Genomic DNA, 25605 nt, shown 5'->3' on the forward strand with positions numbered 1-25605 from the left:
CGCGCCCGGTCAGAGCTCTCCGAGCACGGCCCCGCGCAGCGTGTCCAGCCCGACGCTGCCGATGTCCAGGGCCCGGCGGTGGAAGGCCTTCAGGTCGAAGGCGGCGCCCTCCCGCTGCCGGACCTCCTCGCGCAGCTGCAGCCAGAGCCGCTCGCCGATCTTGTAGGACGGCGCCTGGCCGGGCCAACCCAGGTAGCGGTCCAGCTCGAACCGGGTGTAGTTCTCCTCCCCGTGGGTGTGGGCGGTGAGGTACTGCCAGGCCTTGTCGTAGGTCCAGTCACCGCCCCCGACCTCGGTCGGTGCCTCGAACCCGCAGTGCACCCCGATGTCGAGGACGACGCGCACCGCCCGCAGCGCCTGGCCGTCGAGCAGCCCCAGCCGGTTCCCGGGGTCGTCCATGAACCCCAGGTCGGCCATCAGCCACTCCGCGTACAGCGCCCACCCCTCGCCGTGCCCGGACGTCCAGGAGGCCAGCCGCCGCCACCGGTTGAGCAGCTCGCTCCGGTAGACGGTCTGGCCGATCTGCAGGTGGTGGCCCGGCGCGCCCTCGTGGTAGACGGTGGTCAGCTCGCGCCAGGAGGTGAACTCGGTGACCCCCTTGGGCACCGACCACCACATCCGACCGGGCCGGCTGAAGTCCTCGCTGGGACCCGTGTAGTAGATGCCGCCGGTCTGGCTCGGGGCGATCATGCACTCGATGGTGCGGACCGGTCCGGGGATGTCGAAGTGGGTGTCGGCGAGCGCCGCCACGGCCTCGTCGGCCTTGACCTGCATCCAGGCCCGGAGCTCCTCGGTGCCGTGCAACTGGTAGGCGGGGTCGGCGTCGAGCACCTCGATCGCCTCGGTGACCGAGGCGCCGGGCTGGATGGCCTCGGCGGTCTCGCGCATCATCGCGTCGATCCGGGCGACCTCCTCCAGGCCCCACGCGTAGGTCTCGGCGAGGTCGACGGCGGCACCCAGGAACGACCGGGACTCCAGCCGGTAGCGGTCGATGCCGCAGGCGTCGGACTCGGGCGCCCGGTCCAGCAGGGTGCCGGTCAGGAAGTCACCCAGCTCGCCGTAGGCGGCGCGTGCCTCGCGGACGGCCCCGTCCAGGTCCTGCCTCAGCGACTCCGGCAGGTCCTGGGCCGCTGCCTCCCGCACCAGCGCCTGGTAGGTGGTGTCCTCCCCGGCCTGGTCGGCACACTGCTGCGCGACCTTGGACACCTGGCGGCGGGGCGCGACGGCGCCGCGTTCGGCCGAGTAGGACAGGGTCTGCTGGTACTGGCGCAACGCGCTCGGCACGGCCCGGAGCCGCGCGGTCACGTCGGCCCAGTGGGACTCCCCGTCCTTGGGCATGATGTCGAAGACGTCGCGCAGTTCCTGCACCGCGCAGGCGACCACGTTCAGCGGGGCCGGGTCGGCGCCGTCGACCACGCGCTGCCACTGCTCGCCCGCCAGGCCCAGGCGCTCCCGGAGCGCCGCGACGGTGACCCGGTCGACGTCGTCGACGGGGCTGACCCGCTCCAGGGCGGCCAGCGTCGAGCGGTCCAGCTCGGCGCGCGCGCCGAGGCCCTCCATGGTGAGGTCGTCGATCTCCCCGTGGCGGCCCTCTGTCCCCAGGTAGGTGGCCGTGATCGGGCTCAGCCCGATGAAGGCGTCCAGGTGCGCCTCGGCGATCCGGTCGATCTCGGTCTGCGGTCGTGTGGTGTCGGTCACCCGCCGAACCTAACCCAGGCGGGGGAGCGCGCGGTACCGGATTCCGGTGCGCCGCGACGGGCCGGACACGGCATACCGTGGTCGTATGCCGTCAGCCCGGGTCCTCTCAGTCAACGTCGGCTCCGCGGTGCCGTCCGACGCCACCAGCGCGCCGACCGGGACCACCGGGATCGACAAGCGCCCGGTGGACCGGTTGGTCGTGCGCGACCCCGGCCCCAAGCACGGCGGGGCGGGCAGCGGTGTCCTGGGCGACCACATCGGTGACCAACGGCACCACGGCGGGCGCACCCAGGCGGTGTACCTGTTCGCCGAGGAGGAACTGGACCACTGGGGGACCGAGCTCGGTCGGCAGGTCGCGCCGGGGGGCTTCGGGGAGAACGTCACGACGACCGGGATCGCGATCGACGACCTCGAGCTGGGCACCGTGCTGGGCTTCGGCCCTCCGGGTGGGGACGGCGCCGTGCTCACGGTGTGCGGGCCGCGCATCCCGTGCCGCACCTTCGCCGCACACATGGGCATTGCGGGGTGGGTCAAGCGGTTCACCCAGCACGGACGCACCGGCGTCTACTGCGCTGTCGACCGGCCGGGCCAGATCGGGCAGGGTGACGCGATCACCGTGCTGTCGGCGCCCGGGCACGGCGTCGACGTGGTGTGTGCCTTCCGCGCGTTCACCGGTGACCTGGCGGCGGCGACCCGGGTGCTGGAGGCCGGGGCGCTGGACCCGGAGCACCACGCGGAACTGGCCGAGGTGGTGGCGCGCCGCACGCGGCGCCCCGCGTCCGCCCGGTAGCCGAGGATGCCGCAGCCGTCGACGGGTTGTCCGGGAAACGGCCGGATCCGTGCCAGACTTGTCCGTTGAAATCTGTTTGCCGATGCCCTCTAGCGAATGGTTGAGATGAGTCTCGTCGTCCACGTCACCGGTGCCCGCCCGAACTTCCCCAAGGCCGCCCCGGTCCTCGAGGCGCTCGCCGACTACGACGTCGAGCAACTCCTCGTGCACACCGGCCAGCACTACGACGACGCGATGTCGGACATCTTCTTCCGGCAGCTGGGCATCGCCAAGCCGGACGTGAACCTCGGGGTGGGGTCCGGCGCCCACGGGGCACAGACTGCCAAGGTGATGATCGCCCTGGAGGAGCTGTTCACCCAGCGGCGCCCGGACCTGGTGGTCGTCTACGGCGACGTGAACTCCACCGTGGCGGCGGCGCTGGTCGCGGCCAAGCTGGGGATCACCTTCGCCCACGTCGAGGCGGGGTTGCGGTCCTTCGACCTGACGATGCCCGAGGAGATCAACCGGATGGTGACCGACCGGCTCTCCGACCTGCTGCTCACCACGAGCACCGACGCCATCGCCCACCTCGGCAACGAGGGCACCGACCCCGACCGCATCCACTTCGTGGGCAACCCGATGATCGACACCCTGCTGAAGCACAGGGACCGGTTCGACGCGGCCGGGGTCCGCGAACAGCTGGGCCTGGAGGGTGACTACATCGTGGCCACCCTGCACCGGCCGGGCAACGTCGACGACCCGGCCGACGTGCGGGAGCTGGTCGCGGCCGTCCACGCGGTCGCCGACCAGGCGCAGGTCGTCATCCCGCTCCACCCGCGGGGCCGGGCGCGGTTGGAGGAGGCCGGGTTCCTCGACCACGACGGGATGCGGGTGATCGACCCGCTGGGGTACCTGGAGTTCATGGGCCTGGTCCGCGGCGCCGCCGCCGTGGTGACCGACTCCGGCGGGGTCCAGGAGGAGACCACGATCCTGGGTGTCCCGTGCCTCACCCTGCGACCCAACACCGAGCGACCGGTGACGATCACCCACGGCACCAACCAGTTGGTGACCCGGCAGACCCTGCCGGACCGGGTGCGCGAGGTCCTGGCCGCGGGACGCCTGGAGACCTGGCCCACGCCACCGCTGTGGGACGGGCAGGCCGGCCCCCGGATCGCCGCGGTGCTGGCCGGCTCGGTCGGCGCCGGGCGGCGTGCGGAGGCGTGACGGGCTCGGTCCGGGGGGAGGTCGACTCCGCCCGCGAGCAGGCGGCCGGGGCACACCACGGTCAGCGGGGGAAGTCCGCCTTCCGTGGTGACATCGAGGGGCTCCGGGCCGTTGCCGTCGGCACGGTCCTGATCTTCCACGTCGGGGTGCCGTTCATGCGGGGCGGCTTCGTCGGCGTCGACATCTTCTTCGTCATCTCCGGGTTCCTGATCACCTCGCTGCTGATCAGGGAGGCCACCGCCACCGGTCGGATCTCGCTCGCGGACTTCTACGCCCGCCGTGCCAGGCGGCTGTTGCCGGCGGCCTCGCTGGTGCTCCTGTTCACCGCGGTCGCCGGCTGGCTGGTGCTGCCGGGCCAGGACCGCGCCAACGTGGGGACCGACGTCGTCGCGGCGACCTTCTACGTCGTGAACTGGGCGCTGGCCGCCCGGTCGGTGGACTACCTGGCCGAGGACGCGGCGCCCTCGGCGGTCCAGCACTACTGGTCCCTCTCGGTGGAGGAGCAGTTCTACGTCGTCTGGCCGTTGCTGATCATCCTCGGGCTCTTCCTGGCCCGGCGCACCGCGGCCCGACCCAAGCCGTTGCTCTTCGGCCTCCTCGCCGTGGTCGCCGCGGCCTCCTTCGTCTACTCGGTCCGGCACACGGCCGCCGACCCTGCCACCGCATACTTCTTCACCACCACCCGGATCTGGGAGTTGGCGATCGGGGCGCTGCTGGCCTTCCTGGTGGTGCGGCTCACCCGTCTACCCCGGGGGCTGGCCGAGCTGCTCGCCGGCGTGGGGCTGGTGCTGACCGTCGGCTCGGCGTTCCTGCTGACCACCAGCACGCCCTGGCCGGGCTCGGCGGCACTGGCCCCGACTGTCGGCGCCGCCCTGGTGATCGCGGGAGGTTGCGCCAGCCAGTCCACCGTCACGGCCCGCCTGCTGAGCCTGCGGCCGATGGTCTGGATCGGCGGGCTCTCATACGCCATCTACCTGTGGCACTGGCCGCTGCTGGTGCTGGCCAAGGTCTGGAACCCCGACCTGCGGATCCGGCACCTGGCCCTCCTGGGCGTGCTCTCGGTCGTGCTGGCCTGGCTGACCAAGCACCTGGTGGAGGACCCCATCCGGTTCCACGCCGGGCTGAGCGCCAAGGCCGTCCGGGGACTGCTCTTCGGGCTCGCGACGATGCTGGTCACCGCGCTCGTCGGACTGGCCGTCTGGGCCACCGTGCCGAAGCTGGACCCGGACGCACCGGTGGAGGGGGCGACCGAGCTCATCGCGGACCCGGGAGCCACGGACTGGACGCTTCGGGAGGACCTGTCCGCGGTCCTGACCACCACTGGAGAGGTCACGCCGGACCCGGCCGTGGCCGCCGCCGACGCCCCGACCTACTACGACGACGACTGCCAGGTCCTGGAGGGTGACCCCGAGATCAACCCGGACTGTGTCTACGGCGATCCCGACGGGGACCGCACGCTGGCCCTGCTCGGCGACTCGAAGATGGGCCAGTGGTTCCCGGCCGTGGAGTACATCGCCGAACAGGAAGGGTGGCGCCTCGAGCTCTACCTGAAGTCCGCGTGCGCCGTGACCGAGCAGGGGGCCGCCGTCGACTGCGAGGAGTTCACCGGCAACGTGCTGGAGCACTTCGCCCAGGAGGGCGCCCCCGACGTCGCCCTGATCTCGCAGGGGTCCGACCGGACCGGGGGTGGGCTCCCGGAGGGGCTGACGGCCGCGCTGGAGGAGATCTCGGGGATGGGCACCCAGGTCGTGGTGCTCGCCGACTCGCCGCGCCCGGCGAACGGTCAGGTCTACACGTGCGTGGAGGAGAACCCGGAGGACTTCTCGGCGTGTGCCTTCGACGCGAGCGGTCAGGGCCGTGACGGTCGGGGCAGCGGCATCCTGCAGGATGCCGCGAACGAGCTCGACCTGCCGTTTCTGGACCTCAACGAGTGGATCTGCCCGCCCGGGGACCGGTGCCCTCCGGTCATCGGGCAGACCCTGGTCTACCGGCAGGGTAGCCACGTCACGGCCAGCTACATCCGGTCCCTGACGCCCTTCCTCTACCGGGGGCTGGCGACGGAGGGGCTGACCGAACGGGAGGTCGGGGAGATTACGGTCGAGGACATGCCCTGACCGAGCGTCTCCTGCTCAGCCCAGGAGCTGGTGGTAGGCCTCGTCCGCGATCCGGGTGATGTCGCTCCAGTCCCGCTCCGCCAGCACCCACTCGCGGGCCTGGTGTCCCATCTTCTCCCGGAGCCCGGGGTCGTCCAGGTAGCGCGCGAGCTGGCGGGCGAGGTCCTGGGCGTCGCCCTTGTCGAAGACCAGGCCCCGCACCTCGGGTTCGACGATCTCGGTGAGGGCGGCGACCGAGCTGGCGATGCAGGCCTTGCCCATCGCCATCGACTCGAACGGCTTGATCGGGCTGATCAGCTCCGAGACCGGCAACGGCAGCCTGGGGAAGGGGGTGATCTGGAAGATCGACAGGTAGCGGGCGACCTGGTCGTGCGGCACCCGCCCGGTGAAGGTGACCACGTCGAGCACGTCCAGGTCCTGGGCCATCCGCTGCAGTGTGTCCTGGTAGTGGCCGTCCCCGACCAGGATCACGGCGAAGTCGTCGCGCACCTTCTTGAGCGTGGCGGCGGCCTCCAGCAGCAGGTCCAGACCCTCGTAGTCGACCAGCCCCCCGGCATACCCGATCACGGTCTTGCCCTCCAGCCCGAGCTCGGCCACCAGGGCCTCGTCGCGCGGACGCGGCTCGAACTGGGCGGTGTGCACGCCGTTGGGCAGCACCCGGATCCGCTCGGCGGGACCGCCCCGGCCGATCATCTCCTCCCGGAGCGCCTCGGTGATCACGAAGGTGAGGTCGGCGTGCTGGACGACGTGCAGCTCCAGCCCGGTGAGGTAGCGGTAGGCGTCGGTGTCGGCGAACCCGGGGTTGCGGGAGACCTTCATCAGGTCCTCCAGGCCGCGCATCTCGTAGACGAACGGGATGCCCAGCCGTCGCGCCGCCCGCAGCCCGGCGAGGCCGTTGTTCTGGAAGCTGCTGGCGTGGATGAGCGAGGCCCGGTGCTCCCGGGCGACCTCCTCGAGCCGGGTGGCGAACCGCTCGATGTAGCCGGCCATCGGCGTGGTGCCGTAGTCCGTGCGGCCCGGCTCCAGCAACCGGACGTAGGTGAGGCGGTCGATCTCGTCGCGCTCGGCCACCTCACGCTGCCCCGACGCGCCCCAGAAGTCGTGGGGGAACCCGAGCCGGGTCGCCGCCTGCGCGTCCCAGCCCAGGCCCCTCAGGCCGGTCAGCAGGCCGTGGCTGCGGGTGGCGTAGCCCCCCGACCGGTGCGGCAGGGACTGGGCGAGGACGGACAGGACGGCACGGGGCCTCGGCTCGTAGGACCGGGCGCGCGGCTCGTCCACCGGCCAGCCGGTCCGGGAGATGTGGATCTGGTCGGACACCTGGTCGTGGGTCTGCCGGGCGCCCTTGTGGTTGCGGTTCCGGATGATCCGGTCGGTCATCACCTGCGCCGTGTCCAGCCAGCCGGCCCGGGCGGCCCGCTGGGCCAGCGCGACCGCGGTCCGGACGGGCACCGCCCCGACCGTCTCGGGGTCCGCCGCCGTGTAGAGCTCGCGCAGTTCGTCCCAGGCGTCCAGCGAGCCGAGCAGGCGGCTCGCGGCGCGGAACCCCTGGGGGCTGGCGGCGCCCACCCGGAGCGCCTCGGCCCGCTGCTCCGCGGGTTCACCGGCCTCCCGGATCCGGGACTCCGCGCGGATCACCTCGAGGGCCGCCGGGTCGTGGGCGACCTGCCAGGTGTCGACGTTGGCCAGGAACGCCCTGGCCTCCTCGGGGTCGTCGGTGGCGAACCAGTCCAGCAGCCTCCGGGCGTCCCGCACGGTGCGCGGCTGGGTGGTCGCGGCGAGGTCGTGGGTGGCCGCCAGCAGGTCGCGGTGCCGGCTCCGCTGCGCCACGGCCAGTGCCAGGCCGAGCGCCTCCGGGTCGGGGTCGAGCGCGAGGGTGCGGTGCGCCTCCTGAACCGCCTCCTCCAGGTCCCCGAGGGACAGGTAGGCCCAGGCCATCAGGCCGTGCCCGCTCGCGCCCAGCGCGGACTCCGGCAGCTGGCCGAGCAGCCGGAGCCCCTCCCGGAACTGCTTGCCCTCCAGCACCTGCAGCCGGGCCTTGGCGAGGACCACCCGGTGGCCGGCGGCGCCGCCGTGTCCGGGCAGGGCGGTGACCGGGGTCAGGGGGATCCTGCGCAGGGCTGCCCGGGCAGCGCGCTTGGACGTGGTGCGCAGGGCGCGCACATCGAGGTTCGGCATGGGCTGGCCTTTCTCCGGTGACCGTGGGGGCGGCGGTCACCGGCGGTGGTGGTGTTACAGGCTCACGTGGGTCGTGGGGTCGCCGTAGAAGAGCAGTCGGCCGGTGGCGGTCAGGAAGGTCGAGTCGGTCACCGTCCAGGTGTGGGCATGCCGGTCGGACCCACGCACCGACACGTAGTTGTAGCGGTCGCCGGAGTAGATCCGGATGCCCTCGGCGATGGCGCGGTCCAGGATGTCGGAGTCCACCGCCCGGGGGATGTCGCTGAACCGCAGCGACCTGACGACGTCACCGGCGAACAGCATGGAGCCGCCCTGGATGCGTCGCTCGTAGCGGTGCTCGGAGTCCGGGTAGCGCAGCACGACCCCCCCGGTCGAGCGCAACCACACGTAGTGGGCCCACTTCCCGGCGATCCCCGCGTCCGTGTAGCCGAACGTGGCGAGCAGGTCCGACACGAAGTGCGGGCCGTAGAAGTTGTCGTCGTCCATCTTGGCGATGAAGCTCCCGCCGGCCGCTTCCACCCCCAGGTTCATGCAGGACCCGAGGGTGAGGTCGGCGGCGGCGTGCACGATCTGCAGGTCCGACACCCCCGCCGCCGCGGCCCGGCGCCGCAGCTCGGCGTCGTCGGTCTCCAGGCCGTGCAGCACCAGCACGAGTTCGAGGGCGGGGTGGTCCTGGCGCGCGATGTTGCCGAAGACGTTCTCCAGCTCGTGCTCGCGGTTGGTGGGCACGACCGCCGAGACGGTCGCCGGCGCCGACGCCTCGACCTCCAGTCCGGCGGCGCCGGCGAGGGCGCGGGCCCGGTGGGCGGCGGTGTGCCCGGCCAGCACCGCCCGTTGCAGCAGCAGGCCCTCCCGGGCCACCAGTTCGGGCTGGTGGATGCGGGCCACCAGCTCGCTGCGCAGCAGCTTGGGGTCATCGACCCGGGGGATGAGCCGGGCGAGGTCGTCGGGTAGGTCGGCCTCCCGGTCCGGGCCGACCACGGGGGTCTGGGCGGCGGCGGCCTCGACCGTGGTCCAGGCTCCGCCCGGGGCGGTGGCGGACAGGTCGAGCAGCACGCTGGCCTTCCCGACGGGCGCGCGGTCACCCTCGAGCCGTTCGGCCAAAGCTCCGGGGAGCGTCACGGAGGAGGCCTTCCCGGGAGAACGGACTACCGTCGTCTGGGTCCGCGGCATGGGGGAGACCGCGCCCGAGACGAGCCGGAGCACCGAGTCGTCGGTGAGCCGGGACAGGCCGTCGACGACCACCAGGGCGCCCGCCCTCCGTGAGGTGGTGTCGTCGTCCCGGGCCAGACCGTTCGCCCGTGGCTGCGCCGCAGGGGCCCAGTGGTGCACCTCCCGGCCGGAGCCCGACAGGGCCTCGACGGTCCGCAGCGACGAGGCCCCGAGCACCTGCACGGTGCCGGCCCAGTCACCCGGCATCGTGTCGTCGGTCACCCAGAGGACGGTCGGGACGGAGGCGGCCGAGGCCGCCTGCAGGACGGGGGCCAGCGGGGTCCCGTCCCCCCAGCCGGGCACGGAGCCGTTCACGCCCTCCAGGACCACGAGGTCGGCGCCCTCGAGGGCAGCCCGCCAGGTGCGACGCTCCAGGGTGCGCTGGCGCCACTCCGGGGCGAGGAGGTCGGTCAGGCGCGGCCCGGCCGCGACCGCCACGGTGAGGGGCAGGGGCGCCGTGGGGCTGTGGGGCGCGGTCACCGCCTCGGCGGGTGCGGAGGGCGTCTGCGGCGTCGACCCGTCCGTCGGGGGAGCGGTGGGGGCCGCCGGTCGTGGAGCGCCGCCGCGGACCTCGCGGCCGGCTGCCTGCACTGCCCGACGGAGCCGTCGTCCGGCCTGGGTCACGGTGATCTTGGGAGCCATCGCGCGACATCTTCCCACGGTCGCGCCGCTCCGGTGCCGGGACGTGCCGTCCTCGAGCGTGTCCTATCCGGCAGGCCGCTCGACGGGCTGTTCAGCGGGCTGCTCTGCGGGCGCGCCGAGGTCGCGCACCAGGTAGACCCACGGGAACGCCCGGGCGCCCACCTGCCACCCTTCCTGCTCGTACCGACGCACGGCGCCGGACCACACCGCGCGGCGGTGCTCCCACTGGGTGTCCGTGCGGACCATCCGGTGGCGCAGCATGCCGGCCTCGACGGTGTGCCAGCCCAGCCGGCCGGCGATCTCCAGCTCGGCCATCTCCTCGAAGGCGGTGACCGGGCCCAGCCAGCGGTACTGCGCCGACGGCTCGGGCTCGGTGCGGGAGCCGAACCGCTGCTGCACCCCCTGGCGGCTCAACCCGAGCTCGGCACCGATCGCCGCCCAGCTCAGTCCGGCGGCGCGGGCCGCCCTGACGGACTGCTGCAGGAGCTCCCGCGACACGGACTCGGCGGCCGCGGCGCGGCGCACGAGGTGGAGCTGGTCGTCGGGGTCGGCCGGGTCGAGGCCGGGGAGCTGGTCAGCGCCGCCGCCGATGATCGCCTGCCCCACCGCCTGCCCGATCGCGTGGGACAGCGCCCCGTCCGGTGCCGCGGCGTCGGTCACTGCCGGCCACCTGCGGTGTCGCCCCCGGCGTTGTCGCGGCTGGGCAGCCACTGGGCGCCGTCGTCCAGCTCCTGCTCACCCTTCCGGGCGTGCCACAGGCCGGCGCCGATCAGGTAGGCGCCGATCACCATCAGCGCGATGGTGGCGCCCTGGAACAGGCCGCGGAGGAAGCCGCCGTCGAAGAGGTCGGCGAGGAAGTAGCACGCGAAGCCGACCAGGATCGCCGGGACGCCGGCGGCCAGCTGGAACCTGGCGCTGGCCCGGGGGCTGCGGGACTCGGGTGTAGGTGTCGTCATGACGTCAACGATAGGTTGACACTCACCAGGTGTCAACACCACCTTGACATATCGGGCGGGAGCCCGGCTACCGCGGAAGACCCGAACTGCGCCATGCGCCCGGGCCGGGGGAGAGCCGGGGGCGGGCGGCGCGGGCGTGCGAGTTCCACAGCGACCGGACCTCCCGCGCAGGAGTCGCTCCTGCCCGGGTGCCGAGGGCGGTGAGCACGGCGACGAGTGCCGCGGACTCCTCCGCCGTGGGGCGCCCGTGCTCGATGCGCACGGTGGGTGCCGGTGGGTCGGGGTGCGTCGCCGCGGGGTCCTGGTCCGCAGCCGGGGAAGGAGTGCTCACAGCGGGATGTTCCCGTGCTTCTTGGGCGGGCGGTTCTCCCGTTTGGTGCGCAGGGTGCGCAATGCCTTGGCCACCTGCACCCGGGTGTCCGAGGGAGCGATGACCGCGTCGATGTAACCCCGCTCGGCCGCGATGTAGGGGTTGGCCAGGGTGTCCTCGTACTCCTGGATGCGGCGGGCGCGCTCGGCCTCCACGTCGCCGCCGGCCTCGGCCACCTCGGCCAGCTGTTTACGGTAGAGGATGTTCGCGGCGCCCTGGGCGCCCATCACCGCGATCTGCGCGGTGGGCCAGGCGAAGTTGAGGTCGGCGCCCAGGTGCTTGGAGCCCATCACGTCGTAGGCGCCGCCGTAGGCCTTGCGGGTGATCACGGTGACCAGCGGGACGGTCGCCTCGGCATACGCGAAGAGCAGCTTGGCCCCGCGGCGGATGATCCCGCCCCACTCCTGGTCGGTGCCGGGCAGGAACCCCGGGACGTCGACGAAGGTGAGGATCGGGATGTTGAAGGCGTCGCAGGTGCGGACGAACCGGGCCGCCTTCTCCGAGGCATCGATGTCCAGGGTGCCGGCGAACTGCGTCGGCTGGTTGGCCACCACCCCGACCGAGTGGCCCTCGACCCGGCCGAAGCCGCACACGATGTTGGGGGCGAAGAGTTCCTGCACCTCCAGGAACTCGCCGTCGTCGAGCACGTGCCCGACGACCGTCTTCATGTCGTAGGGCATGTTCGCCGAGTCCGGCACCAGCGTGTCCAGCTCCCGGTCCTCATCGGTGACCTCGAGCCCGTCCTCGGCCTCGAAGACCGGCGGGTCCTCCAGGTTGTTCTGCGGCAGGTAGGCCAGCAGGTCCCGGACGTACTCGATCGCGTCGGACTCGTCGGTCCCCATGTAGTGCGCCACCCCGGAGCGGGTGTTGTGCGTCCGCGCACCACCCAGCTCCTCGAATGTGACGTCCTCGCCGGTCACCGTCTTGATCACGTCCGGACCCGTGATGAACATGTGTGAGGTCTGGTCCACCATCACGACGAAGTCGGTGATCGCCGGAGAGTAGACGGCACCCCCGGCGCACGGCCCCATCACCAGCGAGATCTGCGGGATCACCCCGGAGGCGTGCACGTTGCGACGGAAGATCTCGGCATACAGGCCGAGCGCCACCACACCCTCCTGGATCCGCGCCCCGCCGGAGTCGTTGATGCCGATCACCGGGCAGCCGATCTTCATCGCCAGGTCCATCACCTTGACGATCTTCTCCCCGAAGACCTCGCCGAGGGAGCCCCCGAAGACCGTGAAGTCCTGGGCGAACACCGCCACCGGACGACCGTCGACGGTGCCGTAGCCGGTGACCACGCCGTCGCCGTAGGGACGGCTCTTCTCCTGGCCGAACGCGGTGGACCGGTGCCGGGCCAGCTCGTCCAACTCGGTGAACGATCCCTCGTCGAGCAGTTCACCGATCCGTTCCCGGGCGGTCTTCTTGCCCTTGGCGTGCTGCTTCTCCACCGCCCGGCTCGAGCCCGCGTGGACCGCCTCGTCCGCGCGACGACGGTGTTCGGCCAGTCGCCCGGCCGTGGTGCGCATGTCCGGCGTGACGTCCTCAGTCATGGGGACAACCTACTTGTGGGCGCACCCGACTCCCGCACTCGGTCGTGCCCTCTAGCCTGAGCGGGTGCAGCAGTTGCGATGGGGCACCCCGGAGTGGCACACCACGGTGCCCTCGACGAACACCGAGGTGCTCGCCGACCCCCGACCCGGCCGGGTGGTCGTGGCGCACCACCAGAGCGCGGGGCAGGGGCGTCGCGGACGGACCTGGACCGCCCCGCCGGACACCGCGCTGGCGGTCAGCGTGGTGCTGCCCGCGCCGGAGGGTGCCGACCTGGGGTGGGTGCCGCTGGCCAGCGGGCTCGCGGTGGCGGAGGCGTTGACGGACAGTAGGTATGCCGTGTCCGCGCGGCTGAAGTGGCCCAACGATGTGCTGGTTGCCGAGGCGGGGGAGCTGCGCAAGGTCTGCGGGGTGCTGGCCCAGGCCGTCCCGGGCAGCCCGCACGGCTCCGTCGTCGTGGTCGGGGCCGGCCTCAACGTCGACCAGCAGCGCGAGGACCTGCCGGTCCCCACCGCCACCTCCTGGCGGCTGGCCCGTGGCGGCGGGGCGCCGCTGCCGGACGGAGCCCGGGAGGAGTTCCTCGCGGCCTACCTGGACCATCTGGCCCGTCACCTCGCCGACCTGCCGGCCGCGCGGCCGGCCTACCGGTCCCGCTGCGACACGCTGGGCCGGGTGGTCACCGTGCACCAGCCCGACGGGTACCAGCGGACGGGACGGGCCGTGGAGATCACCGACGAGGGGCTCCTGGTGGTGCAGTCGCGCGACACCCGGACGGTGCACCACGTGGGCGACGTGGTGCACGTGCGACCGGCTGGCTAGCCTGCCTCCATGACCTCCGACGAATCGATGCTGCAGGTCACCCGGCACGGGCCCGAGGGGCACGTGGTCGAGGTGGCGTTGAACCGACCCCAGGCGATGAACGCGATCTCCACCGCGTTCGCCGAGCAGATCACCGCGGTCACGGCCGAGTTGTCGGCGGACCCGAGCGCCCGGGCAGTCGTGCTGACCAGCACGCACGAGCGCGCCTTCTGCGTCGGGGCGGACCTGAAGGAACGCAACAACTTCACCGACCAGCAGATGACCGAGCAGCGGCTGATCACCCAGCTGGCCTACACCGGCGTGCTCAACCTGCCGATGCCCGCGATCGCCGTGGTCGAGGGGTTCGCGCTGGGCGGTGGCTTCGAGATCGCTCTGTCCTGCGACCTGATCGTGGCCGGGGAGGAGGCCACGGTCGGCCTCCCCGAGGTGTCGGTCGGGGTGATACCCGGCGGGGGTGGCACCCAGCTGCTCACCCGCCGGGTGGGCTGGTCCCGCGCCGCCTCGATGATCTTCACCGCCCGCCGGCTGACCGCGGCGCAGGGGCACCAACTCGGCGTGCTGGACGAGGTGGTGCCCGCCGGGACCGCGCGGGAGCATGGTCTGGACCTCGCCTCGACCATCGCCGGCAACTCGCCGGTGGGGGTGCGCAACGCCAAGCGGGCGATGCGTTTCGGCTCGGACGTGGACCTCGCGACGGGGCTGCAGATCGAGGACTCCGGGTGGCGGGCGACGGCGCTGTCGGCCGACCGGCAGGAGGGAATCGCGGCCTTCGTGGAGAAGCGCGCCCCCCGGTGGCCCGGAAAGTGAACCCCAGCCAACTAGGATTGAGAACATGACCCGTGTGCTGTTGGCCGAGGACGATGAAAACATCTCCGAGCCCCTGGCCCGTGCGCTGCTGCGCGAGGGCTACGACGTCGAGGTGGCGGTGGATGGCCGTCAGGCGCTGAAACTCGCCGGCGGCACGCCGCCCGACCTCGTCGTCCTGGACCTTGGACTGCCCTTCGTGGACGGGCTGGAGGTGTGTCGTCGGATCCGCCAGCAGGGCCTGACCTGTCCGGTCCTGATCCTCACCGCCCGCGGAGACGAGGTGGATACCGTCGTCGGCCTGGACGCCGGTGCGGACGACTACGTCACCAAGCCGTTCCGGCTCGCCGAGCTGCTGGCCCGGGTGCGGGCCCTGCTGCGACGCGGCGGTGAGGGGCCGGAGTCCGGCGGTGACCGTCCGGTCACCATCGACAACAACGCCCGTCGCGCCTTCCTGAACGGCCAGGAACTGCAGCTGACCGCCAAGGAGTTCGACCTGCTCCGCGTGCTCATGCGGGAGGGCGGCAAGGTCGTCTCCCGCGAGGACCTGATGCGCGAGGTCTGGGAGAGCACCTGGTACGGGTCGACCAAGACGCTGGACATGCACGTGTCGGTGCTGCGTCGCAAGCTCGGCGAGGACGCCAACGACCCCAAGCACATCGTCACGGTGCGCGGGGTCGGATTCCGGTTCGAGAACGAACCGGAAGGCTGAGCCCCCAACCCGACGTGGGTAAGGCCCTCCGCGCCCTCGCGATCCAGTCGGCGGCCATCACGGCCGGCCTGGTCGTCCTGGTGGCGTTCATCCTCGGGGCAGTCCTGTACCAGCTCGAGCAGGCCCAGGGCCTGGCCTCCGTCAGCGGGCTGGCGCCCTGGATCCTGGTCGTCTGCGCGGTGGTCCTGGTACTGCTGGCCGGTGGGATCGCGGTCTGGGTCGGCTACCTGGTCGCCGAACGTGATGCCCGCCGGCTGCTGGAGCCGTTGCGCCTGCTGGCCCAGCGCGCGGAGGAGTTCGGCAGCGGGGGATTCGCGTTCGACTCCCTCACCTCCGGCGAGGGCCGCAGCAGCGTCACCATGTCCGGCATCGAGGAGATCGACAACGTCTCCCGGATCCTGGACCGCAACTCCCGGGCGTTGTCCCGGGCGCTGTCCGCCGAGCGGTCCTTCGCCGCCGACGCCTCGCACCAGCTGCGGACCCCGCTCGCCGCGCTGCTGATGCGGCTGGAGGAGATCGCGCAGTCCGACAGCGTGCCCGAGATGCACAACGAGGCAGTCATCGCCATCTCGCAGACCGAGCGGCTCGCCGGTGTGGTGGACGACCTGCTCCACCGCACCCGGGCCGGCCACGCCGACGGTGGTCGCTCGGTGTCGCTGGACACGGTGCTGTCCACCTTGCAGAACGAGTGGACGCAGGCCTTCGCCTCGGCCGGTCGTTCAGTCTCGGTGACCCTCGAGCGCGGGATGATCGTGCGCTCGTCCGCGTCGGCGATCTCCCAGATCATGAACACGCTGCTGGAGAACGCTCTGGTGCACGGAGCGGGTGACGTGCGGGTCACCGCCCGGCGCAGCGGCCCCTCCGCGGTCCTGGAGGTCCAGGACGAGGGCAAGGGGATCCCCGACGAACTGGCCCGCCGGATCTTCGAGCGCGCGGTCAGTGGTGGCGGGGGCACCGGCCTGGGGCTGGCGGTCGCCCGGGAGTCCGCCGAGCAGTTCGGTGGCCGGCTGGAGCTGGTGCAGGCCCGCCCGGTGGTCTTCGCGCTCTACGTGTCGATGGCGCCGGCGCGCTGAGTCCCGTCGACCTGACGGTCGTCCGTGCTGTGCCCGTCGCTGTCCCGCACCAGGTGGGTGTCGAGGTCGGCCAGGGCGTCCCCGCGGAAGACGAAGGTGCGGTAGGCCCAGAACCGGAACAGGGTGCCCAGGACGAGACCCACGCCGTTGGCGCTGACGTTGTCGGCCAGCTGGCTGTGCAGGTCCAGCACGTAGCGGGAGAACCCGAGGCAGGCCACCGCGATCGCTAGGCCCAGCACGTTGAAGACGACGAAGAGGGCGAACTCGCGCGCGACGGCGGTCCGTCGGCGGTGTCGGAAGGTCCAGTACCGGTTGCCCAGCCAGGCGACCACCATGGCCACCGCGGTCGCCGCGACCTTGGCCCGCAGCGGGATGTCGTGCATCGGGCCCTCGCCGGCCCCCGGGAGGCCGAAGACGAAGTAGTTGTAGAGGGCGGTGTCGACCACGAACGCGACCAGCCCCACCACGCCGAACTTGGCGGCCTCCCTGACCAGGACGTCGAGCGTGGAGCGGGCGCGCTCGAACACGCTGGGGTGGTCACGGGTCACCGATCCAGTCTACGACCAGCACAGTAGGCTGACCCGTCGTGAGCGCCCCCGCCCAGAAGTCCTCCGCCACCCTCCCCGCCGACGCCGGTCCGCTGCGTGCCGAGGGTGGTTTCCCGGTCGTCGGCATCATCGGGGGTGGGCAGTTGGCCCGGATGTGTCAGCCGCCGGCGGTCGGGCTGTCCCTGACGCTGTCCGTCCTGGCCGAGTCGCCCACCGCCTCCGCGGCCCTGGTGGTGCCGCACTCGCCGGTGGGGGAGCACACGGACGTCGAGGAGGTGCGCCGCTTCGCCGCGGCCTGTGACGTGGTCACCTTCGACCACGAGCACGTCCCCGCCGAGGTGCTGGCCGCGTTGCGGGCCGACGGGGTGGTGCTGCACCCCGGGCCGGAGGCGCTGACCCACGCGCAGGACAAGCTGGTGATGCGGCGTCGGCTCACCGAGCTGGGTATCCCGTGCCCCCGGTGGACCGCGGCCAGCACGGCCGAGGAGGTCGACGCGTTCGCCGCGGACACCGGCTGGCCGGTGATCGCCAAGACCCCGCGCGGGGGCTACGACGGCAAGGGCGTGCGCCTGGTGCACTCGGCCGACGAGCTGTCCGACTGGCTCGCCGAGGCCGGCCGCCCGGGCCCGCTGCGCGACGGGGTGCTCCTGGAGGAGGCGGTCGACTTCACCCGTGAGCTGGCCGCCCTCGTCGCCCGCAGCCCCAGCGGCCAGGCCGCCACCTGGCCGGTGGTGGAGACCGTGCAGACCGACGGGATCTGCACCGAGGTGCTCGCTCCGGCACCCGGGCTGGACCCGGACCTGGCCGCCGAGGTGGGCGAGGCGGTGCTGCGGATCGCCGGTGAGCTCGGGGTGACCGGCGTGATGGCGGTCGAGCTGTTCGAGGTGCGCGACCGGGAGACCGGCGCCCCGGCATACCTGGTGAACGAGTTGGCGATGCGGCCGCACAACAGCGGTCACTGGACCATCGACGGGGCCGTCACCAGCCAGTTCGAGCAGCACCTGCGCGCGGTCCTGGACCTGCCGCTCGGCGACCCGACCGCGCGCCAGCCGTGGACGGTGATGGCCAACGTGCTGGGCGGGGAGCACCCGGACCTCTACCCGACCTACCGGCACCTGCTCGCCCGGGACCCGGGGCTGCGGGTCCACCTCTACGGCAAGGGGGTGCGCCCGGGGCGCAAACTGGGCCACGTCACGGTCTACGGCGGGGCGGACGAGCTGGACTCCCTGCGGGAGCGCGCGGGGCACGCGGCCGACTACCTCCAGGGAGTGATCACCGAATGACACAGCAGCACGACGGCGGGCCGGGGCCGGTGGTCGGCCTCGTCATGGGCAGCGACAGCGACTGGCCGGTCATGGAGCAGGCCGCGCTCGTCCTGGACGACCTGGGCATCGGCTACGAGGCCGACGTGGTCTCGGCGCACCGGATGCCGACGGAGATGATCGACTACGGCCGCACCGCCGCCGACCGCGGCCTGCGGGTGATCATCGCGGGGGCGGGGGGCGCGGCCCACCTGCCCGGGATGCTCGCCTCGGTGACCGTCCTGCCGGTGATCGGGGTCCCGGTGCCGTTGAAGCACCTGGACGGGATGGACTCCCTGCTCTCGATCGTGCAGATGCCGGCCGGGATCCCGGTCGCGACGGTGTCGGTCGGGGGCGCCCGGAACGCCGGCCTGCTCGCGGCGCGGGTGCTGGCGGCGGGGACGGACGCGGACGCCACCGCGCTGCGGGACCGTCTGGCCGCCTTCGCCGAGGATCTGCGCGGCCAGGCGCACGCGAAGGGGCAGCGGCTGCGCGACCTCACCCGGCAGCGCCGGGACGACCGCTCCCCGGACCGGCAGGGCTAGCCGGCCGGTCCCGGCCTCAGACCCGGAACCGCGGGTACTCGATCTTGGGGCAGGTGTTCATCACCACGTCCAGCCCCGCCTCCGCGGCGCGGGCGGCGGCCGCCTCGTCGACCACCCCGAGCTGCAGCCACAGCGCCTGGATGCCCAACCGGTCCTTCTGCGCGATGGCCTCGTCGACGATGGTCCCGACCAGGGAGGAGTTCACGAACAGGTCGACGACCTCCACGGCGGTGCCGTCGGGGATGTCGGCGAGAGCGGCATACCCGGTCTCGCCGAGCGCCTCCTCGGCACGGGGGTGCACCGGGATGATCCGGTGCCCGAGCGTGGACCGGAGGAACTGGGACACGCCGTAGGCGGTGCGCTGGGTGTTGGCCGACAGCCCGACGACCGCCCAGGTCGCCGGAGTCGTCAACAGGTGACGGATGACGGTGTCGTCGTTGCGGTGCGGACTGGTCGACATGTCCCGATTGTCTCCCGGTGCCGTCGCGGGCAGCACGCGCCCCCTGGCGCACGGCCGGGCCCGGCCAGGCCGTAGCGTGGGCCCATGCGCTTCGGAATGTTCGTGCCACAGGGCTGGCGGATGGACCTCCTCGGGATCGAACCCGCCCGGCAGTGGGAGGTGATGAAGGGCCTGGCCGTCCGTGCCGACCAGGGGCAGGCGTGGGAGTCGATCTGGGTCTATGACCACTTCCACACCACCCCCGAGCCGACCGAGCACGGCAACCACGAGGCCTGGACCCTGATGGCGGCCTTCGCGGCGGTGACCGAGCGGGTCCGGCTCGGCCAGATGTGCTCCTGCATCAGCTACCGGGAGCCCACCTACCTGGCCAAGGTCGCGGCCACCGTCGACGCCGTCTCCGGGGGGCGCACCGAGATGGGGATCGGGGCCGGCTGGTACGAGCAGGAGTGGCGGGCCTACGGCTACGGCTTCCCGGGTGCCGGGGAGCGGCTGGCCCGGCTGCGCGAGGGCGTGGAGATCTTCCGGCAGATGTGGACGACCGGGTCGGCCACCCTCGACGGTGCGCACTACCAGGTGGACGGGGCGCTGTGCTTCCCGCGACCGTTGCAGGGGACCGCGCTGCCCGGCTCGGAGCTCAACGGGATCCCGATCTGGGTCGCCGGTGGCGGGGAGAAGAAGACGCTCCGGATCGCGGCCGAGTATGCCGACTACACCAACTTCGCCGGTGACCTGGAGACCTTCACCCACAAGTCGGAGGTGCTCCGGGAGCACTGCACCGCGGTGGGGCGGGACTTCGGGTCGATCGTGCGTACCGCCGACTACAACGTCGTCATCGGTGAGAACGACGCCGAGGTCGAGGAGCGGCTCGGCTGGCTGCGCGAGCAGACCGTCCGCAGCGGGCTCTCCCAGGAGCGGGCCGACAAGGCCGTGGCCGCCGCGCGCAAGGGCCCGCTCGTGGGCACCCCGGAGCAGATCGTCGAGGCGCTGCGCGGCCTGGGCGACGCGGGCCTGGGCTATGCCATCACCTACTTCGCGGAGACGGCCTACGACACCACGGGCATCGAGTTGTTCGAGCGCGCGGTGATCCCCGAGCTCGCCTGAGCCGGTGACGGTCGACCGGGCCGTTGGTCCCGGGCAGTGCCCGAGCCTGGGTAGGCTTCCGGCATGAGTGATTTCGACCTCTTCCGCATCTCCGAGGACCACGAGGCGCTGCGCGAGGCAGTGCGCGAGGTGGCCGAGGCCCAGATCGCGCCGCACGCGGCCCGGGTCGACGAGGAGGGCGTCTTCCCGCAGGAGGCGTTGGACGCGCTGACCGCGACCGACTTCCACGCCCCCCACATCCCGGAGGACTACGACGGCGTGGGTGCCGACGCCCTCGCCACCTGCATCGTGATCGAGGAGGTCGCGCGGGTGTGCGCCTCCTCGTCGCTGATCCCCGCGGTGAACAAGCTGGGCACCATGCCGATCCTGCTCGGCGCCTCCGAGGAGGTGAAGGCGAAGTACCTGCCGCCGGTCGCCAGGGGCGAGGCGATGTTCTCCTACGGGCTGTCCGAGGCCAATGCCGGCAGTGACACCGCGGGGATGCGGTGCAAGGCGATCGCCGACGGTGACGACTTCGTGCTCAACGGACAGAAGTCCTGGATCACCAACGCCGGGGTCTCCGAGTACTACACGGTGCTGGCGGTGACCGACCCGGACGGCGAGCGGGGCCGCAACGTCACCGCCTTCGTGGTGGAGAAGTCCGACGAGGGGTTCACCTTCGGTGAGCCGGAGAAGAAGCTCGGGATCAAGGGCTCGCCGACCCGGGAACTGCTCTTCTCCGACTGCCGGATCCCCGGGGACCGGATGATCGGGGCACCGGGTGAGGGGTTGAAGATCGCGCTGCGCACCCTCGACCACACCCGCGTCACGATCGGTGCGCAGGCGGTGGGGATCGCCCAGGGCGCCCTCGACTTCGCGCTCGGCTACGTCAAGGAACGTCAGCAGTTCGGCAAGAAGATCGCCGACTTCCAGGGTGTGCAGTTCATGCTCGCCGACATGGGGATGAAGCTCGAGGCGGCCCGGCAGCTGGTCTACAGCGCGGCCGCCCGGTCCGAGCGCGGTGACGCGGACCTGCCGTTCTTCGGGGCGGCGGCCAAGTGCTTCGCCTCCGACGTCGCGATGGAGATCACCACGGACGCGGTCCAGCTGCTGGGCGGCTACGGCTACACCAAGGACTTCCCGGTGGAGCGGATGATGCGCGACGCCAAGATCACCCAGATCTACGAGGGCACCAACCAGGTGCAGCGCGTGGTCATGGCCCGGCAGCTGCTCAAGGGCTGAGAACCGCCTCCACCTGCCGGGCCAGGGTCCTGTCCTGGTCCTCGGGGACGCACCGGAGGTCGAGCAGCAGTTCCCCGTCGACGACGCGCCCGACAACCGGAGGGTCGCCCGCCCGGAGCGGTCCGGCCAGGTCCGCGGGCACGGCCACCGCCCACCCGGGGAGCACCACCCCCGGGGCGCCACCGCCTCCGACGACCCCGTCGTGCCGGCGCACCCGACCGCCGACCCGCTGGGCGAGGACATCGGCCCGCGCGCGCAGGGTGTCGGGGTCGGCGGTGCGGTAGGCCGTGACCGGGACCGTCGCCTCCCGCAGGGTCGCCTCGAGGGCAGCCAGGGTCAGTTTGTCGACCCTCAGGGCGCGGGCCATCGGGTGCCGCCGCAGCCGCTCCACGAGGTCGGGGTCGCCCAGCACCAGCCCGGCCTGGGGTCCGCCGAGGAGCTTGTCGCCGCTGGCGGTCACCAGGGAGGCACCCCGGCGCAGGGCCGTCGTGGCGTCCGGCTCCTCCGGCAGGGCCGGGTCGGGGGCGAGGAGCCCGGACCCGATGTCGACCACGACCGGCACCCCGAGTCCGGTGAGTTCCTCGACGTCGGGGGTGCCGACGAATCCGTCGACCCGGAAGTTGCTCGGGTGGATCCGGACGATGCACCCGGTGTCCGGGCCCACTGCGCCCGCATAGTCGGCGAGCCGGGTGCGGTTCGTGGTGCCCACCTCGCGCAGCCGCGCCCCGGCGCTGGCCATCAGGTCGGGCAGCCGGAAGCCGTCGCCGATCTCGACCAGTTCGCCCCGGCTGACGACGACCTCCCGGCCCGGCCCGGCGACTGCGGTGACGGCGAGCAGCAGGGCCGCGGCGCCATTGTTGAGGACCAGAGCCCTGGCGTCCCCCGGGAGCACCGCGGACAGCGCGTCCAGCACCGCCGCCCCGCGCGGTCCCCGCCGACCGCTCGCCACGTCATACTCCACGGTGGCGTAGCCCGCTGCGCGCACGACGGCCTCGACCGCCGTGGGCGACAGCGGGGCCCGGCCCAGGTTGGTGTGGACCACGACGCCGGTGGCGTTCAGGACGGGGCGGATCGCGCCGGCCCTGCCGGGCAGCAGCGCGAGGGCCTCCTCGAGGACCGCCCCGGGCGCGATCACCCCGGAGCGGGCCCGGTCCTGGGCGGCCCGCACGGCAGCGCGGACCCGGGCCTGACCCACACCGGTGGACGCGGCGCGCAGGCGCGGGTCGGCGAGCAGCCGGTCGGTCCGCGGGATGTGTCGTCGCGGGTCGGTCTCGGTCACCCTCCGAGGGTAGCCAGGTCGCCCCGCGGGACCGGCGGGGTCACCGGACGATCGTCACCGGGCAGGAGGCGCGGTGCAGCACGGCGCGGCTGGTCGAGCCCAGCAGCAGGCTGGCCAGGTCACCGCGGCCACGGGCACCGACCACGAGCAGGCCCGCATCGGCGGAGGCCTTGGCGAGCACCTCGTCGGGTCGGCCGGTCTCCACGAGGAGCTCGACCGTGGCGTCCGGGGTGCGCTCCAGGAGCCGGGCGCGGGCCTTGTCCACGAAGTGCTCGGCGCCCGCCTTGCGGTGCTCGGAGGCCTCGTCCACCGAGGCGAATCCGGAGGGCGGATTGCCCAGGGCGTCCTTGGTGGCCTTGCTCCAGGCGACCACGATGGTGACCGGCGCCCCGGTGTAGCCGGCCATGTTGGCGGCCCGGTCCACGGCCCGCAGCGAGGCCTCCGACCCGTCCACCCCGACCATGATCGGGCTGTCCGGCCCCGGCAGGTCCGCCTTGGCGGTGGGCACGATGACCACCGGGCAGCGCGCGTGCTCGCTGGTGTTGAACGCCGTCGAGCCCATCAGCGTGCCGCTGATCCGGCCCCGCCCGCGGTTGCCGAGCACCACGCACCGGGCCCGGATGGAGGCTTCCTGCAGGGCCAGCGAGGCGCTGCCCAGCGAGGTCGCGGTCGTGGCCTCGACCTTCGGGAAGTCCTTGGTCGCGAGCTCCACGCCGTGCTCGGCGATCTTCTGGGCCTGCGCGTTGGCCCGACCGGCGTCGAAGTTGCCGACACCCTTGTCCTGGGCGTGGACGATCACCCCCGACGCGTGCAGCACGACGAGCGGGAGGTTCTCGAGGTCGGCCAGCGAGGCTCCCCAGTGCAGGGCGGCCTTGCTCCGGTCCGACCCGTCGTAGCCCACCACGACGGCATCTTCGGCGATCTGCATGCTCTACTCCTGTCGTTGGTGGGGTAGATCTTGTCGGTTTTCGTGGCTCGGGGCAAGAAGCGCGCGGCCGTGCGTCGGGACGGCCCACCGGTGCGCTCGGCGGGCATGGCAGGCTGGGCGGTATGAGCCACCAAGGTGCCGGACGGGTGCGGTTGACGGAGTATGCCGCGGGCGGGGGCTGCGCCTGCAAGATCCCCCCGGGGGAACTGGAGACCCTGGTCGCCGGACTCCCGGTGGCCGCGGCGGGCCCGGATGTCCTGGTCGGGACGGAGACCGGGGACGACGGAGGGGTCGTCCTGGTGCGCCCGGACCTTGCGGTCATCGCGACGGCCGACTTCTTCACCCCCGTGGTCGACGACCCGTATGACTTCGGGCGGGTCGCGGCGACCAACGCGCTCTCCGACATCTACGCGATGGGGGGCACCCCGGTCATGGCGATCAACCTCGTGGGCTGGCCCCGGGGCACGCTGGGCACCGACGTCCTCGCCGAGGTGCTCCGGGGCGGCGCCGAGGTGGCGGCGCTCGCCGGGTGCCCGCTCGTCGGGGGTCACTCGATCGACGACCCGGAGCCCAAGTACGGCCTGGCCGTGACCGGGACGGCCGATCCGGCACGGCTGCTGCGCAACGACGCCGCGACCGCCGGGCTGCCGCTCACCCTGACCAAGCCGCTCGGGATCGGGGTGCTCAACACCTGGCACAAGCGCACCGGCGAGCGGTCGGCCGAGGCGATCACCGCGATGACCGAACTAAACGCCGCGGCCGCCGCCGCGGCCACGGACGCCGGTCTCGCGGCCGCCACCGACATCACCGGGTTCGGTCTGCTGGGCCACCTGCACAAGATGATGCGGGCCTCCGGGGTCAGCGCCCGGATCGACGCCGGGTCGGTGCCCTACCTGCCCGGGGCCCGGGACGTCGCGTCGGACGGCCACGTCAGCGGGGGGACCCGGCGCAACCTGGACTGGGTCTCGCCATCGCTGGACGCCGACGGTGTCGGGGAGCTCGACCTGTTGCTGCTCGCCGACGCCCAGACCAGTGGGGGGCTGCTGCTGGTCGGTGAGGTGGACCTGCCGGGGGCCGTCGTGGTCGGCGAGGTGCTGCCTCCCCGGGCGGACGGCGTGACCGTCCAGGTCCGCCCCTGAGGGGCCCGGCCCCGGGTCAGCGGCGCCGTGCGGTGAGGTGGCTCTTGACGACCAGCAGCTCCTTGACCGGTAACTGGTCGTAGGGGGGCACGAGGTCCAGTCCGTCGAGTGCGGTCTTGGCACGGCGCGTGTTGCGGGCCTGCAGCAGGTCCCAGCCGGTCTCGTCCAGCAGCGCCTTGTAGTCGGCGATCTGCAGGCGGTTCTGGTAGTGCAGGCGGTTGTTCGCCCACCGCCACCGCCGCTCGGTCAGCGTCAGGAAGTTGAACTCGGTGATGGTCGGGTCCACGGCGGCATAGTGGTCCGCCAGGTCCACGTAGTGGCTCATCCGCGCGTCCGGTGCACTGACCCTGGCGAATTCGGTGAAGATGTCGCGCAACACGTCCCCGGGGATGTGTTCCAGGGTGTTGTTGGAGACCACCAGGTCGGCCCCGTGGGTCTCCGGCAGGCGCCCCAGGTCCCTGGCGTCGGCCACCCGGGGGGTGATCCCGAACGGGGCCAGGTTGTCGGTGACCGGACGCCCCATCGCCCCCGGTGCCAGCCTCCGCAGCAGTTCCTGCCGCGGGCCGTCCGGGACGCTGATCTCGCCCTGGTCCACCAGGTCCAGGGTCACTTGGAGCACGCGGGCCACCCGGCGACGGTCCAGGTGGGCGTTCGCGTCCACGCTGATCACCTCGGCACCGAACAGGGCCAGCCCCAGCGGCACGATCGGGAACCACCCGGTGCCGAGCTCGACCACGGTGCTGCCGGTCAGGTCGCCGTCGAGGCGGCCGGTCAGGGCCCGCACGTGGGCGGTCACGTGGTGCCACTTGGTCAGGAAGTAGTCCTCCGCCAGGGCGTGGCCGGACCGCTTGCCCCGGACCCACTCGTCCACGCGGGGTGCCCCCGGCAGCACCGACAGGGCCCCCTGTGCAGCGGCCTTCAGCCACCAGCGCGGGACGGCGGGAGGTTTCACGGCGAGGGCTTC

The 25605-nt window shown here is 72.6% G+C and carries 24 protein-coding genes; 12 read left to right on the plus strand and 12 right to left on the minus strand.

What is annotated here, in order from left to right; all coding sequences use genetic code 11:
* Positions 1 to 9: 9 nt before the first annotated feature.
* Entirely contained in the window at positions 10 to 1698 is a 1689-nt protein-coding gene (locus FB467_RS06850) for a DUF885 domain-containing protein (RefSeq protein ID WP_141784433.1), read from the minus strand.
* Positions 1699 to 1783: 85 nt separating this feature from the next.
* On the opposite strand from FB467_RS06850, the gene FB467_RS06855 reads away from it, so the two are divergent.
* The 3 genes from FB467_RS06855 to FB467_RS06865 all read left to right on the plus strand — a co-directional run bounded on the left by FB467_RS06855 (position 1784) and on the right by FB467_RS06865 (position 5805).
* Positions 1784 to 2488, plus strand: coding sequence for an MOSC domain-containing protein (locus tag FB467_RS06855; protein ID WP_141784434.1), 705 nt, complete (start codon positions 1784 to 1786; stop codon positions 2486 to 2488).
* A gap of 105 nt (positions 2489 to 2593) precedes the next feature.
* Positions 2594 to 3691, plus strand: a complete 1098-nt coding sequence (gene wecB / locus FB467_RS06860; RefSeq protein ID WP_194288328.1) for a non-hydrolyzing UDP-N-acetylglucosamine 2-epimerase — start codon at positions 2594 to 2596, stop codon at positions 3689 to 3691.
* Positions 3688 to 5805: an acyltransferase family protein gene (locus FB467_RS06865; RefSeq protein WP_170230609.1), complete on the plus strand. Its 2118-nt coding sequence runs from the start codon at positions 3688 to 3690 to the stop codon at positions 5803 to 5805. Before wecB ends, FB467_RS06865 begins: the two co-directional genes overlap by 4 nt.
* Positions 5806 to 5820: 15 nt before the next feature.
* On the opposite strand, the gene FB467_RS06870 is transcribed toward FB467_RS06865, so the two are convergent.
* From FB467_RS06870 to FB467_RS06895, 6 genes are all read right to left on the minus strand, one after another.
* Positions 5821 to 7980 carry a glycosyltransferase family 4 protein gene (locus FB467_RS06870; RefSeq protein WP_141784437.1) on the minus strand — a complete coding sequence of 720 codons (2160 nt, stop codon included), beginning with the start codon at positions 7978 to 7980 and terminating at the stop codon, positions 5821 to 5823.
* A gap of 54 nt (positions 7981 to 8034) precedes the next feature.
* Positions 8035 to 9834: a glycosyltransferase family A protein gene (locus FB467_RS06875; protein WP_141784438.1), complete on the minus strand. Its 1800-nt coding sequence runs from the start codon at positions 9832 to 9834 to the stop codon at positions 8035 to 8037.
* 63 nt (positions 9835 to 9897) lie between these two features.
* Positions 9898 to 10494, minus strand: a complete 597-nt coding sequence (locus FB467_RS06880) for a hypothetical protein (RefSeq protein ID WP_228393475.1) — start codon at positions 10492 to 10494, stop codon at positions 9898 to 9900.
* Complete coding sequence (locus FB467_RS06885; RefSeq protein WP_141784439.1) at positions 10491 to 10790, minus strand: hypothetical protein; 300 nt, start codon at positions 10788 to 10790, stop codon at positions 10491 to 10493. The genes FB467_RS06880 and FB467_RS06885 overlap by 4 nt, the downstream gene beginning before the upstream one ends.
* Positions 10791 to 10857: 67 nt before the next feature.
* The gene (locus tag FB467_RS06890) at positions 10858 to 11121 is read right to left on the minus strand and encodes an acyl-CoA carboxylase subunit epsilon (RefSeq protein WP_228393476.1); all 264 of its coding nucleotides are present in this window, start codon (positions 11119 to 11121) and stop codon (positions 10858 to 10860) included.
* Entirely contained in the window at positions 11118 to 12713 is a 1596-nt protein-coding gene (locus FB467_RS06895; protein ID WP_141784440.1) for an acyl-CoA carboxylase subunit beta, read from the minus strand. The genes FB467_RS06890 and FB467_RS06895 overlap by 4 nt, the downstream gene beginning before the upstream one ends.
* Positions 12714 to 12777: 64 nt before the next feature.
* Here FB467_RS06895 and FB467_RS06900 point away from each other — a divergent pair, with 64 nt between their 5' ends.
* From FB467_RS06900 to FB467_RS06915, 4 genes are read left to right on the plus strand one after another with little or no spacing between them, the layout of a single operon-like run.
* Positions 12778 to 13530: a biotin--[acetyl-CoA-carboxylase] ligase gene (locus FB467_RS06900; protein ID WP_141784441.1), complete on the plus strand. Its 753-nt coding sequence runs from the start codon at positions 12778 to 12780 to the stop codon at positions 13528 to 13530.
* Between the two features lie 9 nt (positions 13531 to 13539).
* Entirely contained in the window at positions 13540 to 14337 is a 798-nt protein-coding gene (locus FB467_RS06905) for an enoyl-CoA hydratase/isomerase family protein (protein ID WP_141784442.1), read from the plus strand.
* 25 nt (positions 14338 to 14362) lie between these two features.
* The gene (locus FB467_RS06910) at positions 14363 to 15046 is read left to right on the plus strand and encodes a response regulator transcription factor (protein ID WP_141784443.1); all 684 of its coding nucleotides are present in this window, start codon (positions 14363 to 14365) and stop codon (positions 15044 to 15046) included.
* A gap of 14 nt (positions 15047 to 15060) precedes the next feature.
* A complete protein-coding gene (locus FB467_RS06915) occupies positions 15061 to 16119 on the plus strand; it encodes a sensor histidine kinase (RefSeq protein ID WP_141784444.1) in 1059 nt (352 codons plus the stop codon).
* On the opposite strand, the gene FB467_RS06920 is transcribed toward FB467_RS06915, so the two are convergent.
* Positions 16092 to 16667, minus strand: a complete 576-nt coding sequence (locus FB467_RS06920; RefSeq protein ID WP_141784445.1) for a GtrA family protein — start codon at positions 16665 to 16667, stop codon at positions 16092 to 16094. The genes FB467_RS06915 and FB467_RS06920 overlap by 28 nt on opposite strands.
* A gap of 38 nt (positions 16668 to 16705) precedes the next feature.
* On the opposite strand from FB467_RS06920, the gene FB467_RS06925 reads away from it, so the two are divergent.
* Together FB467_RS06925 and purE are read left to right on the plus strand one after the other, a co-directional pair.
* Positions 16706 to 17950: a 5-(carboxyamino)imidazole ribonucleotide synthase gene (locus FB467_RS06925; protein WP_228393477.1), complete on the plus strand. Its 1245-nt coding sequence runs from the start codon at positions 16706 to 16708 to the stop codon at positions 17948 to 17950.
* Positions 17947 to 18513, plus strand: coding sequence for a 5-(carboxyamino)imidazole ribonucleotide mutase (purE, locus tag FB467_RS06930; RefSeq protein ID WP_141784446.1), 567 nt, complete (start codon positions 17947 to 17949; stop codon positions 18511 to 18513). Before FB467_RS06925 ends, purE begins: the two co-directional genes overlap by 4 nt.
* 16 nt (positions 18514 to 18529) lie before the next feature.
* Here purE and FB467_RS06935 read toward each other — a convergent pair whose 3' ends face one another.
* Positions 18530 to 18973 carry a CoA-binding protein gene (locus FB467_RS06935; RefSeq protein WP_141784447.1) on the minus strand — a complete coding sequence of 148 codons (444 nt, stop codon included), beginning with the start codon at positions 18971 to 18973 and terminating at the stop codon, positions 18530 to 18532.
* An 84-nt stretch (positions 18974 to 19057) separates the two neighbouring features.
* Between FB467_RS06935 and FB467_RS06940 the strand changes: the two genes are divergently transcribed.
* Both FB467_RS06940 and FB467_RS06945 read left to right on the plus strand, forming a co-directional pair.
* Positions 19058 to 20074, plus strand: a complete 1017-nt coding sequence (locus tag FB467_RS06940; protein WP_141784448.1) for an LLM class F420-dependent oxidoreductase — start codon at positions 19058 to 19060, stop codon at positions 20072 to 20074.
* Positions 20075 to 20137: 63 nt separating this feature from the next.
* Positions 20138 to 21295: an acyl-CoA dehydrogenase family protein gene (locus FB467_RS06945; protein WP_141784449.1), complete on the plus strand. Its 1158-nt coding sequence runs from the start codon at positions 20138 to 20140 to the stop codon at positions 21293 to 21295.
* On the opposite strand, the gene selA is transcribed toward FB467_RS06945, so the two are convergent.
* Positions 21285 to 22574 (minus strand): L-seryl-tRNA(Sec) selenium transferase, encoded by a 1290-nt coding sequence (gene selA, locus FB467_RS06950; protein ID WP_141784450.1) that lies wholly within the window; start codon positions 22572 to 22574, stop codon positions 21285 to 21287. The two genes, FB467_RS06945 and selA, sit on opposite strands and share 11 nt — an antisense overlap.
* A 40-nt stretch (positions 22575 to 22614) precedes the next feature.
* Positions 22615 to 23502, minus strand: coding sequence for a universal stress protein (locus tag FB467_RS06955; protein ID WP_141784451.1), 888 nt, complete (start codon positions 23500 to 23502; stop codon positions 22615 to 22617).
* A 122-nt stretch (positions 23503 to 23624) separates the two neighbouring features.
* Between FB467_RS06955 and selD the strand changes: the two genes are divergently transcribed.
* Positions 23625 to 24641: a selenide, water dikinase SelD gene (gene selD, locus FB467_RS06960; protein WP_141784452.1), complete on the plus strand. Its 1017-nt coding sequence runs from the start codon at positions 23625 to 23627 to the stop codon at positions 24639 to 24641.
* Positions 24642 to 24657: 16 nt separating this feature from the next.
* Here selD and FB467_RS06965 read toward each other — a convergent pair whose 3' ends face one another.
* Entirely contained in the window at positions 24658 to 25593 is a 936-nt protein-coding gene (locus FB467_RS06965; protein ID WP_141784453.1) for an SAM-dependent methyltransferase, read from the minus strand.
* Positions 25594 to 25605 lie beyond the last annotated feature (12 nt).

The sequence above is a fragment of the Ornithinicoccus hortensis genome (genome assembly GCF_006716185.1).
In the GTDB taxonomy this organism is placed as follows: domain Bacteria; phylum Actinomycetota; class Actinomycetes; order Actinomycetales; family Dermatophilaceae; genus Ornithinicoccus; species Ornithinicoccus hortensis.

Bases quoted from the DNA above. Each gene is read 5' to 3' on its own strand.
- FB467_RS06935 (WP_141784447.1), bottom strand. From the start codon at position 18,973: ATGTCGACCAGTCCGCACCGCAACGACGACACCGTCATCCGTCACCTG.
- FB467_RS06910 (WP_141784443.1), top strand. From the start codon at position 14,363: ATGACCCGTGTGCTGTTGGCCGAGGACGATGAAAACATCTCCGAGCCC.
- FB467_RS06855 (WP_141784434.1), top strand. From the start codon at position 1,784: ATGCCGTCAGCCCGGGTCCTCTCAGTCAACGTCGGCTCCGCGGTGCCG.
- FB467_RS06875 (WP_141784438.1), bottom strand. From the start codon at position 9,834: ATGGCTCCCAAGATCACCGTGACCCAGGCCGGACGACGGCTCCGTCGG.
- FB467_RS06940 (WP_141784448.1), top strand. From the start codon at position 19,058: ATGCGCTTCGGAATGTTCGTGCCACAGGGCTGGCGGATGGACCTCCTC.
- selD (WP_141784452.1), top strand. From the start codon at position 23,625: ATGAGCCACCAAGGTGCCGGACGGGTGCGGTTGACGGAGTATGCCGCG.
- FB467_RS06895 (WP_141784440.1), bottom strand. From the start codon at position 12,713: ATGACTGAGGACGTCACGCCGGACATGCGCACCACGGCCGGGCGACTG.
- FB467_RS06885 (WP_141784439.1), bottom strand. From the start codon at position 10,790: ATGACGACACCTACACCCGAGTCCCGCAGCCCCCGGGCCAGCGCCAGG.
- wecB (WP_194288328.1), top strand. From the start codon at position 2,594: ATGAGTCTCGTCGTCCACGTCACCGGTGCCCGCCCGAACTTCCCCAAG.
- FB467_RS06905 (WP_141784442.1), top strand. From the start codon at position 13,540: ATGACCTCCGACGAATCGATGCTGCAGGTCACCCGGCACGGGCCCGAG.
- FB467_RS06870 (WP_141784437.1), bottom strand. From the start codon at position 7,980: ATGCCGAACCTCGATGTGCGCGCCCTGCGCACCACGTCCAAGCGCGCT.
- FB467_RS06955 (WP_141784451.1), bottom strand. From the start codon at position 23,502: ATGCAGATCGCCGAAGATGCCGTCGTGGTGGGCTACGACGGGTCGGAC.
- purE (WP_141784446.1), top strand. From the start codon at position 17,947: ATGACACAGCAGCACGACGGCGGGCCGGGGCCGGTGGTCGGCCTCGTC.
- FB467_RS06945 (WP_141784449.1), top strand. From the start codon at position 20,138: ATGAGTGATTTCGACCTCTTCCGCATCTCCGAGGACCACGAGGCGCTG.